The sequence below is a fragment of the Mesorhizobium sp. WSM3866 genome (assembly GCF_002294795.1).
Taxonomy (GTDB): Bacteria; Pseudomonadota; Alphaproteobacteria; order Rhizobiales; family Rhizobiaceae; genus Mesorhizobium.
Window position 1 is genome coordinate 68,060 of record NZ_NSGC01000015.1, and the last position, 12,470, is coordinate 80,529.

Sequence of the window (12,470 nt, forward strand, 5' to 3'; positions counted from 1 at the left end):
CACGTGTTTCGCACCAGCGATATAGTCCTGATCGCCGTAATGGTCTCGGCGGCGGCATTGACCTACAAGACCAAGCGCGAGGCCGAGGACCAGCTGGCGGCGGTGCAGAAGCTGCAGGCGCAGATCCGCTACGAGGAAGACACAATCGATCTTCTCAAGGCGGACTGGAGCCTGCTCACCCAGCCGGCGCGGCTGCAGAAGCTTGCCGAAATCTACAAGTCGCAGCTCGGGCTCGAGCCGCTCAACGCCCACCAAATCGGCGGGCTCGACGACGTGCCGATGAAGCCGCTCAATATCGAGGACCTGTCGTCGCAGCCGCTCGGCGGCATGGCCGACAATTCGGGCAAAGGGCCGTCGGACGGCAAGGATCCGGTGGTGACCGGGAGCACCGTGCAATGATCAGCAGGCTTCCAGGGATCGGCAACCTGCTGAAGCGCCGAAGCAAGGCAGCTGAGGACGGCTCGATCGTCGTCGACGCCGCCCGCAAGGCAACCGGCGGCAAGGCCAAGACCCGCATCGTCATGACGATGGCGGTGTTCTTCACCATCTATTCGACGATTGCCGGCCGACTGGTCTATCTCGGCCTGCAGAATCCGGACAATTCGGGTGGTCCGCAGAGCCGCGTCACTGCATCGCGGCCGGACATCGTCGACCGCAACGGCGAGGTGCTGGCGACCGACATCAAGACGGCGTCGCTGTTCGCCGAGCCGCGCCGTATCGTCGACGCCGACGAGGCGATCGAGAAGCTCTCGACCGTACTTCCCGAGATTGACTACGAGCAGACTTATCACAAGCTGAAGAGCGGCGCCGGCTTCGTCTGGCTGCAGCGGCAGCTGACGCCGAAGCAGCAGGCCGACATCATGGCGCTCGGCATCCCGGGTCTCGGTTTCCGCACCGAAAAGCGCCGCTTCTATCCGAGCGGCGAAACGTCATCCTACATTGTCGGGCTCACCAACATCGACAATCAGGGCATCTCCGGTATGGAGAAGTACATCGATGACCAGGGCCTGACCGATCTGCAGGCGTCAGGACTGGCGGTGGCTAGGGATCTGAAGCCGGTGAAGCTGTCGATAGACCTGCGCGTCCAGCATGTGGTGCGCGACGAGGTGGCGACCGGCATGGAGCGGTTTCACGCGATCGCGGCCGGCGCGGTGGTCCTCAATATCAAGACCGGCGAAGTCCTGGCCATGGCCTCGGTGCCGGATTTTGACCCCAACAATCCCTACAATGCTCAGGAAAAGGACCGGCTGAACCGTATGTCGGCCGGGCTCTACGAGATGGGCTCGACCTTCAAGAGCTTCACCACCGGCATGGCGCTCGATTCCGGCAAGGTGACGCTGGAGAGTCGCTTCGATGCGTCGCGCCCGATCAGGATCGGCCGCCAGACCATCCATGACTTCCACAGCAAAGGCCGTGTGCTTTCGGTGCCCGAAGTGTTCATCTATTCGTCCAACATCGGCTCGGCCAAAGAAGCCGAGGCTGTCGGCATCGAAGGGCATCGCGAGTTCCTGCATCGGCTAGGCGTGCTCGAAAAGATGCAGACGGAATTGCCGGAAGTGGCGCGCCCGACCGAACCGAAAGTATGGAAGCAGGTCAATTCGATCACCATCGCCTTCGGCCATGGCGTCTCGACAACGCCCCTGCAGACTGCCGTCGGCTGCGCCGCATTGATGAGTGGCTATTTGATCGAGCCGACTTTTCTGCCGCGCACGGCCGAGCAGGCGATGGAGGTGGCCAAAAGGGTGGTCAAGGACACAACGGTGGAAGGGATGCGCTATCTCTACGCACTCAACGCCGAGAAAGGCTCGGGCAAGAGCGCCAGGGTTCCGGGTTACCGCGTCGGCGGCAAGACGGGCACGGCGGAAAAGGTCGTCAACGGTCGTTACTCGAAAGAGAAGAATTTCAACGCCTTCGTCGCCGCCTTTCCGATGGACGATCCGCAATATATCGTGCTGACCATCGCCGATGAGCCGAAGCCGGAAAAGCCCGGCATGGGCGCCACCGCCGCCTCGAATGCCGGCATCATGGCAGGCAACATCATCAGGCGTGCGGCTTCGATGCTTGGCGTGAAGCCAGATTTCAGCCATGAAAATGGTGCAACGCTGGTTTCATATCAGTGATTCTTGGGGCGCGCCGGCAACTGCGCGCTATTTTGTTGCGGTGAACGGGACTCAATGTATCTGAAAAATCTAGCCGGTATCCTGCCTGTCGAGGGAACAGCTTCCCCCGATCTGGAGGTTACCGGTCTCTCCTCCGATTCCCGCCAGGTAAGACCGGGCGTCGTTTTTTTCGCGCTCGCCGGCAGCAAGGCTGATGGCTCGACCTATGCCGCCGATGCCGCCGGCCGCGGCGCTGCCGCAATCGTGGCGGCCAAAGGCAATACAATCTCCGGTCTGTCGATCCCGGTTCTTGCCGTCGATGATCCCCGTCTGGCATTGGCGCTGAGCGCAGCGCGCTTCTTCGGCAAGCAGCCTCGGACGATGGTCGCCGTAACCGGGACCAGCGGCAAGACATCGGTTGCCGCGTTCACCCGCCAGATCTGGGAGCAGGCAGGTTTTGCCGCCGCTTCGATCGGCACGACCGGCGTGGTGGCGCCGGGCCGCAACGAATATGGCTCATTGACTACGCCCGATCCGGTCGCGCTGCACGAGTTGCTCAAGGAACTGACGGAGGCAGGGGTAACGCACGCCTCGATGGAGGCTTCCAGCCATGGTCTCGACCAGCGTCGGCTCGACGGCGTCAAACTGGCCGCCGGCGGCTTTACCAATCTCGGCCGCGACCACATGGATTACCATCCGACGGTTGAGGATTATCATCGTGCCAAGCTGCGTCTGTTCGACACGCTGCTGCCGAAGGGGGCGCCGGCCGTGATCTTCGCCGACGATCCCTGGTCGCAGCCGACGGTTCATGCCGCGCGGGCAGCGGGCCTCAATGTTCTGACCGTCGGCCGCCACGGCGAATTCCTGACGCTGAAGCGCGTCGAGCATGAGCGGCGGCGCCAGCGAGCCGAGGTGGAGGCCGATGGTGTGCTTCACGAGATCGACCTGCCGTTGGCAGGTGATTTCCAGATCGCCAACGCGCTGGTTTCGGCCGGCCTCGCCATCTCGACTGGAACATCCGTTGATAAGGCATTGGCCGCATTGGAGAAACTCAAAGGTGCGCCGGGCCGCCTCGACCTTGTGGGCACGACGGCCGCCGGCGCTCCGGTCTATGTCGACTACGCGCACAAGCCCGACGCGTTGGAAAATGTCCTGACCTCGGTTCGTCCGTTCACCACGGGCCGGGTCGTTGTCGTCTTCGGCTGTGGCGGCGACCGCGATCGCGGCAAGCGGCCGATCATGGGCGAGATCGCGACCCGGCTCGCCGATGTCGTCATCGTCACCGACGATAATCCGCGCACGGAAATCCCCGAAACCATCCGCGCGGCAATCCTTGCCGCGGCGCCCGGCGCCATCGAGATCGGCGACCGCCGCAAAGCGATCCACGAGGCCGTCGCCATGCTCCATGCAGGCGATACGCTGATCGTCGCCGGCAAGGGGCATGAGGAAGGCCAGACGATCGGCACCGAAACCTTCCACTTTTCCGATCATGAGGAAGTGCGCGAGGCGCTCCAGGAGCGCGCCGCATGAGCTTGCTGTGGACGTCGCAAGCGCTTGTCGAGGCCATGGGCGGCAGGCCGATCGGCTCGCTGCCGGAAGGCATCACCGGCATTTCGATCGACAGCCGCAGCCTCGAGCCGGGCAACGCCTTCTTCGCCATCAAGGGCGAGACGATGGACGGCCACGATTTCGCAACCGCTGCAGTGAAGGCGGGCGCTGCGGTGCTGGTGGTGGCCGAGGGCAAGCTGCCGTCCCTTGGCCGGCTGACGGCGCCGATGATCGTCGTGCAGGATGTGCTTGCGGCGCTGGAAAAGCTCGGCATTGCGGCGCGCGCTCGCTCACGGGCCAAGATCATCGCGGTGACCGGCTCTGCGGGCAAGACGACCACAAAGGAAGCGCTGCGCCATGTGCTGTCGGCGGTCGGCAAGGTGCACGCCTCGGCGCAGTCGTTTAACAATCACTGGGGCGTGCCACTTACCTTGGCGCGCATGCCCGCAGACTGCGACTACGCGATCTTCGAGATCGGCATGAATCATCCGGGCGAGATAAGGCCGCTGGTCAAGATGGTGAGGCCGCATGTCGCGATCGTCACGCTGATCGCGGCCGCCCATCTCGGCTTCTTCAAGAATCTCGACGAGATCGCCATGGCCAAGGCCGAGATTTTCGAGGGCATAGAGGCCGGCGGCGCCGCGCTGCTCAATCGCGACGATCCGCGTTGGAAGCTGCTCGGGAAAGTGGCCAAGGATGCAGGTGTCGAGCATGTCTTCGGCTTCGGCGAGAACGCCCGCTCGGCCTTTCGTCTTATTGGCTGCGACCTTTATGCCGATCACTCCGATATCGCGGTCAAGATCGGCAAGAGGGACGTGACGGCCCGTGTGGGGGCGCCCGGCCGCCACATCGTGCAGAATGTGCTGGCGGTGCTTGGCGCCGCGCAACTGGTCGACGCCGATCTCGACAAGGTCGCGGCGGCGCTCGCCGATCTTTCGGCCGAGCGCGGGCGCGGCCGGCGCCACATTTTGCGCCATCCGAACGGTCCGATCACGCTGATCGACGAGAGCTACAATGCCAATCCGGCGTCGATGGCGGCAGCCATGGCGCTGCTCAACGCCACGCCGGTATCGGGCGAGGGCAGGCGCATCGCCGTGCTTGGCGACATGCTGGAACTCGGCAGCCATTCGGCGAAGCTCCACGCGGCCCTTGCCGAACTTATTGTCGGCACAGAAACGCGTAAGGTCTTTCTCGGCGGCCCGGAGATGCGGGCACTGGCCGAGGTTTTGCCTTCGGATGTCGAAACCGAGTACCGGCCAGGAGCCGAAGAGCTGAAGCCCGTCGTCATGTCGGCGATCAGGCCGGGCGACGTGGTGATGGTCAAGTCGTCGAAAGGCATCGGCTTTTCAAAGCTGGTCGAGGCATTGCTCGGCAAATTTCCGGCGGAAGCCGCAACCATTGAACCGACCTGAGGTCGGGATCCGGGGGACCGATGCTCACTTTACTCGTTGATTTCGCGGACAAGATCTCGGCCTTCAATGTCTTCCGCTACATCACCTTTCGCACCGGCGGTGCGCTGATCACTTCGGCGCTGATCGTCTTCATATTCGGACCGACCATCATCAATTCGCTGCGGCTTCGCCAGGGCAAGGGGCAGCCGATCCGCGCCGACGGACCGCAGACGCATTTCAAGAAGGCCGGAACGCCGACGATGGGCGGGCTGATGATCCTGTCCGGCATCATCGGCTCCTCGCTTCTGTGGGCAAACCTCTCCAGCATCTATGTCTGGGTGGTGCTTTTGGTCACCGTCGGCTTCGGCTCGATCGGTTTCTACGACGACTATCTCAAGGTGACGAAACAGTCGCATCTGGGCTTCTCCGGCAAGGCGCGGCTGGCGATCGAATTCGTTGTCGCCGGCATCGCGGCCTGGGTGATCATGCATAACGGCCAGGCGCCGTTCTCGTCGTCGCTGACCTTCCCGTTCGCCAAGGAATTCCTGATCCATCTCGGCTGGTTCTTCGTGCCGTTCTCCTGCTTCGTGATCGTCGGCGCCGGCAATGCGGTGAACCTGACCGACGGTCTGGACGGGCTGGCGATCGTGCCGATCATGATCGCTGCGGCGTCGTTCGGCGTCATCGCCTATCTTTCCGGCAACGCGGTGTTCGCCGAGTATCTGCAGATCCATTTCGTTCCCGGCACCGGCGAACTGGCGGTCGTGCTGGGCGCCGTCATCGGCGCCGGCCTCGGCTTCCTGTGGTTCAACGCACCGCCGGCCGCAATCTTCATGGGCGACACCGGCTCGCTTGCCATGGGCGGCCTGATCGGCACCATCGCTGTCGCCACCAAGCACGAGATCGTGCTGGTCATTGTCGGCGGCCTGTTCGTGGTGGAGATCCTGTCGGTCATCATCCAGGTCGGCTATTTCAAGATGACCGGCAAGCGCGTCTTCCTGATGGCACCGATCCATCACCATTTCGAAAAGCTCGGCTGGACCGAAAGCCAGGTGGTGATCCGCTTCTGGATCATCGCCGTCATCCTGGCGCTGGTCGGCCTCTCCACCCTCAAGCTCAGATAGGATGCCCGCTTGATCGCCGCCGCTTCATTTGCAGGCAAACGCGTTTCGCTCTTCGGGCTCGGCGGGTCGGGGATTGCCACCGCGCATGCGCTGATCGCCGGCGGCGCCGAGATCCTCGCCTGGGACGACAATCCGGACAGCGTCGCCAAGGCAGCAGCCGCCGGGATCGCGACCGGCGACCTGCGCGGCGCCGACTGGTCGCGCTTTGCGGCCTTCGTCCTGTCGCCCGGTGTGCCGCTCACGCATCCGAAGCCGCACTGGACGGTGGAACTGGCGCGCGGCGCCGGCGTCGAGGTGATCGGCGATATCGAGCTGTTCTGCCGCGAGCGCATCCAGCGCGCGCCGGCCGCACCCTTCGTCGCGATCACCGGCACCAACGGCAAATCGACGACCACAGCGATGACGGCGCACATCCTGAAGTCGGCCGGACGCGACACCCAGATGGGCGGCAATATCGGCCGCGCGATCATGACGCTCGATCCGCCCGAGGCCGAACGGCACTATGTGGTGGAGTGCTCTTCCTACCAGATCGATCTCGCGCCCTCGATCAATCCGACCGCCGGCATCCTGCTCAATCTGACGCCCGACCATCTCGACCGCCACGGCACCATGGCCCATTACGCCTCGATCAAGGAAAGGCTGGTCGCCGGCAGCGACACCGCGATCATCGGCGTCGACGATTCCTGGTGCGCCCAGATCGCCGACCGGCTGGAGCGGGCAGGCCGGCAAGTGATCCGCATTTCCAAGCGCCTGCCGCTGACCGACGGCTATTTCGCTGACGGCACGAATCTGATGGAAGCCGTGCACGGTCGCTACAGCCGCATCGCATTCCTGGAAGGCATCGGCTCGCTGCGCGGCCAGCATAATGCGCAGAACGCGCTCGCCGCCGTGGCCGCCTGCCTCAGGGTCGGGCTGGAACTCGGCGAGATCCAGGCGGGGCTGGAAAGCTTCCCGGGGCTGGCGCACCGCATGGAGCAGGTGGGCCGCAAGGATCATGTGCTGTTCGTCAACGATTCCAAGGCGACCAATGCCGATGCGGCGGCTCCCGCGCTGTCGAGCTTCAACCGCATCTATTGGATCGCAGGCGGCCTGCCCAAGGAAGGCGGGATAGAGCCGCTGCGCGGTTTCTTCCCACGCATCGCCAAGGCCTATCTGATCGGCGAGGCCGCTCCCGCTTTCGCCGCCACGCTCGGCGAGGCGGTGCCTTACGAAATTTCCGGAACGTTGGCGGCCGCGGTCGAGCACGCCGCCCATGACGCCGCGGGCGACACCGGCGGCGAGGCCGTCGTCCTGCTTTCGCCGGCCTGCGCCAGTTTCGACCAGTTCAAGAATTTCGAGGTTCGCGGCGAAGCCTTCAGGCAAGCTGCGACTGCTATTGATGGGGTGAAACCCATCGGAGGGCCACGTTGATGCAAAGCCGTCTCGACAAAAGTCCGGTCGCAACCTGGTGGTGGACGATCGATCGCTGGTTCCTGGCGGCATTTCTGTCGCTGATGGGGCTCGGCATCGTCTTGTCCTTCGCCGCAAGCCCGGCGGTCGCCGAGCGCATCGGTCTCGACAGCTTCCACTTCGCCACAAGACAGATCATCTTCACCATCCCGGCGCTCGTCGTGATGCTCGCGGTTTCCTTCCTGGAAGCGCGACAAATAAGGCGCATGTCGCTGGCGATGATCTGCATCATGCTGGTGCTGATGGTGGCGGTTCTCTATATCGGCGTCGAGGTGAAGGGCGCGCGGCGCTGGGTATCGCTGGCCGGGCTCTCGATCCAGCCGTCCGAGTTCCTGAAGCCGGCCTTTGTCATCATTTGCGCCTGGCTGTTTGCCGAGCACAAGCGCCAGCCAGACATTCCCGGCAATCTGTTCGCCATGCTGCTGCTGGCCTTGGTGATCTCGCTGCTGATCGCGCAGCCGGATCTCGGCCAGACCATGCTGGTGCTGGGCACCTGGGGCGTGATGTTCTTCATGGCCGGCCTGCCGTGGTTCTGGATCGTCGCGCTGGGGGCTGCCGGCGTCGGCGGCGTGTTCGCGGCCTATACAGTGTTTCCGCATGTGGCCGCCCGCATTGACAAGTTCCTCACCGGCGAAGGCGACACTTTCCAGGTCGACATGGGCCGCGAGGCGCTGATCAATGGCGGCTGGTTCGGCGTCGGCCCAGGCGAGGGCACGGTGAAGCGGGTCATCCCCGACAGCCACGCCGACTTCGTGTTTTCGGTCGCGGGCGAGGAGTTCGGGCTGATCATGTGCTTCTTCATCATGTCGATTTTCGCTTTCATCGTGCTGCGCGGATTGAGCATCGCGCTCAAGGAGCATGACGACTTCACCCGTTACGCCGTCGGCGGGCTCGTCACCATTTTCGGCTTGCAGTCGGCCATCAACATGTGCGTGAACCTACAGTTGATGCCGGCCAAGGGCATGACGCTGCCCTTCATTTCCTACGGCGGCTCCTCGCAGATCGCGATTGCCGTCTCGATGGGCATGGTGCTGGCGCTGACGCGCAGGCATCCCGAAAAGCGCAAGCAGATTGGCTACGCCTTCTCGCAGCGCGCCATGCCGGCGGAATGAGGCGGGATGTCGAGGGGTGTCATCCTGCTGGCGGCCGGCGGAACGGGCGGACATCTGTTCCCAGCCGAGGCGCTTGCGCATGAGCTGATCGAGCGGGGCTGGGAGGTGCATCTTGCCACCGACCGCCGCGCGGAGCGCTACTCCGGCCACTTTCCCGCCGCCGCGATCCACTCCATCCGCTCGGCGACTTTGGGCTCGAAGAATCCCTTCGCCGTGCTCGCCGCCTTCTGGGCGATCTGGCAAGGCGTGCGGCAAGCGGGGCGTGTCATCGCCAGGATCAAGCCCGACGTCGTCGTCGGCTTCGGCGGCTATCCGACATTGCCGCCGCTCTATGCGGCGACACGGCGCAAGGTGCCGACGCTGATCCATGAGCAGAACGCCGTCATGGGCCGTGCCAACAAGGCGCTGTCGAGCCGGGTCGATGCGATTGCCGGCGGTTTCCTGCCGGAGGGGGAAAGCGCGGCCGGCGCCAAGACGGTGACCACGGGCAATCCTGTGAGGCCGCAGATACTTGAAGCGGCGAAATCGCCTTATGTCGCGTCGGATGCCAGCGAGCCGTTCCGCTTCCTGGTCTTCGGCGGCAGCCAGGGTGCGCAGTTCTTTTCCGATGCTGTGCCGGCGGCGATAGCGCTTTTGCCCGAAGCGCAGCGCAAGCGGCTGGCGATCACCCAGCAGGCGCGCGCGGAAGACGTGGCGCGAGTGAAGACCGCCTATGCCGATCTCGGCGTCGACGCGCAGGTCTCGCCCTTCTTCACCGATATGGCGGCGCGCATGGCGGCCGCACATCTGGTGATGTCGCGGTCCGGTGCCTCGACCGTATCGGAGATCGCGGTCATCGGACGCCCGGCGCTGCTGGTGCCTTACCCGCATGCGCTCGATCACGACCAGGCGGCGAATGCCGCGGCACTTGCCGCCGCCGGTGGGGCCGAGGTCCATCAGCAATCGACGCTCTCGGCCGAGCGGATCGCCGCGCTGGTCGGCGGGCTGATGGAGGATCCCGGCCGGCTGACCGCAATGGCTGCGGCTGCCCACTCGGCCGGAAAACCCGACGCGGCGCGGTTGCTCGCCGATCTGACAGAGGCTATTGCGTCCGGCAAAACGGTTTCCGACTACAGGAGGACGCGCGCATGAAGATGCCGCAGACGATCGGCCTCGTGCATTTCATCGGCATCGGCGGCATCGGCATGAGCGGCATTGCCGAGGTGCTGCACAATCTCGGCTACAAGGTGCAGGGCTCGGACCAGGCGGACGGCGCCAATGTGCAGCGGCTGCGCGACAAGGGCATCGAATGCTTCGTCGGCCACAAGGCCGAGAACATCGGCGAGGCCGAGGTGGTCGTGGTGTCGACCGCCATCAAGAAATCCAACCCCGAGCTCAGGGCGGCGCGCGAGAAACTGCTGCCGGTCGTGCGCCGCGCCGAGATGCTGGCCGAGCTGATGCGCTTCCGCCAGGCGGTCGCCATCGGCGGCACGCATGGCAAGACGACGACCACCTCCATGGTCGCGACGCTGCTCGAAGCCGGCGGGCTCGATCCGACCGTCATCAATGGCGGTATCATCAACGCGTATGGTACCAATGCCCGCATGGGTGACGGCGAGTGGATGGTGGTCGAGGCCGACGAGAGCGACGGCACGTTCCTGAAGCTGCCGGCCGACATCGCCGTCGTCACCAACATCGATCCCGAGCATCTCGACCACTATGGCAGCTTCGACAAGGTACGCGAGGCCTTCCGCCAGTTCGTCGAGAACGTACCGTTCTACGGTTTCGGCGTGATGTGCACCGACCATCCGGAGGTGCAGGCGCTGGTCGGCAGCATCGAGGACCGGCGCGTCATCACCTATGGCGAGAACGCCCAGGCCGACGTGCGCTTCGCCAATCATCGCATGGACGGAGCTACATCCGAGTTCGACGTGGTGATCCGCGACCGCAAGGGACGGGGCACGACGACGATCACAGGTCTGCGACTGCCCATGCCCGGCCGCCATAATGTCTCCAACGCGACGGCGGCGATCGCGGTCGCGCACGAGCTCGGTCTGTCCGCCGAAGCCATCAAGAAAGGCCTGTCATCCTTCGCCGGCGTCAAGCGGCGTTTCACGCACACCGGTTCCTGGAACGGCGTCGAGGTCTTCGATGATTACGGCCACCACCCGGTGGAGATCGCGGCGGTGCTCAAGGCCGCGCGCGGGGCCACAAAGGGCCGCGTCATCGCGATTGCGCAACCGCACCGCTTCACCCGGCTGCACGATCTGTTCAATGAGTTTTCCGTCTGCTTCAACGATGCCGACACGGTCATGGTGGCGCCCGTTTACGCGGCCGGCGAGGAACCGATCGAGGGCGTGACCTCGGACGCGCTGGTGTCGCGCATCCGTGCCGGCGGCCATCGCGACGCGCGCTATATCGAAGGCCCGACGGCGGTCGCGCCGGCCGTCCGCGAACTTGCCAAGCCGGGCGACTTCGTCATCTTCCTTGGCGCCGGCAACATCACGCAATGGGCCTATGCGCTGCCCAAGGAACTCGGTGGGGCCCCCTCATGATGCGCGGCCAAGACCTGATCGACAAGCTCGGCGACAAGCTTGCCGGCCTGCGCGGCCGCGTCACGCCCAATGCCGAGATGGACAAGATCACCTGGTTCCGTGCCGGCGGGCTGGCGGAAGCGCTGTTCCAGCCGGCCGACGAGGAGGATCTCGCGGCCTTCCTGCGCGCGGTGCCGGAGGAAATCCCGATCACGGTCGTCGGCGTCGGCTCAAACCTTCTGGTGCGCGACGGCGGCATCCCCGGTTTTGTGGTGAGGCTCTCCGCCAAGGGCTTTGGCGAGGCCGAAGTCACGGGATCGACCACCATCAAGGCTGGCGCGGCAACGCCGGACAAGCGCCTGGCCGCCGTGGCTTATGAAGCCGGCATCGGCGGGTTCCATTTCTATCACGGCATTCCGGGCGCTGTCGGCGGGGCGCTGAGGATGAATGCTGGCGCCAATGGCGTCGAGACGCGCGAGCGCGTGGTCGAGGTGCGGGCGCTCGATCGCGCAGGTAATGTCCATACGCTGAGCAATGCGGATATGGGCTATGCCTACCGCCATTCGTCGGCGCCTGGCGGATTGATCTTTACCTCGGCCATCTTCGAGGGCATCCCGCAAGACAAGGCTGCGATTAAGGCGGCGATGGACGCCGTGCAGAACCATCGCGAGACGGTACAACCGATCCGCGAGAAGACCGGCGGTTCGACCTTCAAGAACCCGGAAGGCTCGTCGGCGTGGAAAGAGATCGACAAGGCCGGCTGTCGCGGGCTGATGATCGGCGGCGCGCAGATGTCTCCGATGCACTGCAACTTCATGATCAACACCGGCACGGCGACCGGCTACGATCTCGAATATCTCGGCGAGACGGTGCGCGCGCGGGTGCTGGAAAATTCGGGCATCCGCCTGCATTGGGAGATCAAGCGGCTGGGCAACTTCCGGCCGGGTCACGCGGTGCAGGAGTTCCTGGGCCAGCTTCTTTAGCTCGCTGTGATGTTCAAGTAGTGCTTGAACTTGCGTCGTCGGCGACGCCGTCAAGCGTTACCGCAAAGACTCAACAACACACTTTTCTCGCCCGTTTTCGCGGAAAGTGAATCTCTCGGAATCATAGGTACTTGCCAGGGAATCAACTCTCTGATTCTCTGCTCTAAAGCGTTTCCTGATTTGAGTCGTTTGACGCGTTACCCGCGTTTTCCGTCTGGGGGGCAACCTGCCGGAAGACTCGGACTCAATGT

The 12,470-nt window shown here is 64.3% G+C and carries 10 protein-coding genes; all 10 read left to right on the forward strand.

Annotated features, from left to right (window positions below):
• Window positions 1-3: 3 nt before the first annotated feature.
• Genes CK222_RS26545 through murB form a run of 10 tightly spaced genes read left to right on the forward strand, consistent with a single transcriptional unit; the run spans window position 4 to window position 12,219 of the window.
• Window positions 4-399: a hypothetical protein gene (locus CK222_RS26545; RefSeq protein WP_066990723.1), complete on the forward strand. Its 396-nt coding sequence runs from the start codon at window positions 4-6 to the stop codon at window positions 397-399.
• Window positions 396-2,120, forward strand: coding sequence for a penicillin-binding protein 2 (locus CK222_RS26550; RefSeq protein ID WP_066990727.1), 1,725 nt, complete (start codon window positions 396-398; stop codon window positions 2,118-2,120). Before CK222_RS26545 ends, CK222_RS26550 begins: the two co-directional genes overlap by 4 nt.
• A gap of 54 nt (window positions 2,121-2,174) precedes the next feature.
• Window positions 2,175-3,629, forward strand: a complete 1,455-nt coding sequence (locus CK222_RS26555; RefSeq protein ID WP_095802414.1) for a UDP-N-acetylmuramoyl-L-alanyl-D-glutamate--2,6-diaminopimelate ligase — start codon at window positions 2,175-2,177, stop codon at window positions 3,627-3,629.
• The gene (locus CK222_RS26560; RefSeq protein WP_095802415.1) at window positions 3,626-5,059 is read left to right on the forward strand and encodes a UDP-N-acetylmuramoylalanyl-D-glutamyl-2,6-diaminopimelate--D-alanyl-D-alanine ligase; all 1,434 of its coding nucleotides are present in this window, start codon (window positions 3,626-3,628) and stop codon (window positions 5,057-5,059) included. The genes CK222_RS26555 and CK222_RS26560 overlap by 4 nt, the downstream gene beginning before the upstream one ends.
• 20 nt (window positions 5,060-5,079) lie before the next feature.
• A complete protein-coding gene (gene mraY, locus CK222_RS26565; protein WP_095802416.1) occupies window positions 5,080-6,162 on the forward strand; it encodes a phospho-N-acetylmuramoyl-pentapeptide-transferase in 1,083 nt (360 codons plus the stop codon).
• A 9-nt stretch (window positions 6,163-6,171) separates the two neighbouring features.
• Window positions 6,172-7,572: a UDP-N-acetylmuramoyl-L-alanine--D-glutamate ligase gene (gene murD, locus CK222_RS26570; protein ID WP_066990739.1), complete on the forward strand. Its 1,401-nt coding sequence runs from the start codon at window positions 6,172-6,174 to the stop codon at window positions 7,570-7,572.
• Complete coding sequence (gene ftsW / locus CK222_RS26575; protein WP_067329044.1) at window positions 7,572-8,723, forward strand: putative lipid II flippase FtsW; 1,152 nt, start codon at window positions 7,572-7,574, stop codon at window positions 8,721-8,723. The genes murD and ftsW overlap by 1 nt, the downstream gene beginning before the upstream one ends.
• A 6-nt stretch (window positions 8,724-8,729) precedes the next feature.
• Complete coding sequence (gene murG, locus CK222_RS26580; protein ID WP_095802417.1) at window positions 8,730-9,854, forward strand: undecaprenyldiphospho-muramoylpentapeptide beta-N-acetylglucosaminyltransferase; 1,125 nt, start codon at window positions 8,730-8,732, stop codon at window positions 9,852-9,854.
• Window positions 9,851-11,257, forward strand: a complete 1,407-nt coding sequence (gene murC / locus CK222_RS26585) for a UDP-N-acetylmuramate--L-alanine ligase (protein WP_095802418.1) — start codon at window positions 9,851-9,853, stop codon at window positions 11,255-11,257. Before murG ends, murC begins: the two co-directional genes overlap by 4 nt.
• On the forward strand, window positions 11,254-12,219 hold the full coding sequence (murB, locus tag CK222_RS26590; RefSeq protein ID WP_095802419.1) for a UDP-N-acetylmuramate dehydrogenase: 966 nt from the start codon (window positions 11,254-11,256) through the stop codon (window positions 12,217-12,219). Before murC ends, murB begins: the two co-directional genes overlap by 4 nt.
• The last annotated feature ends 251 nt before the right edge of the window (window positions 12,220-12,470 follow it).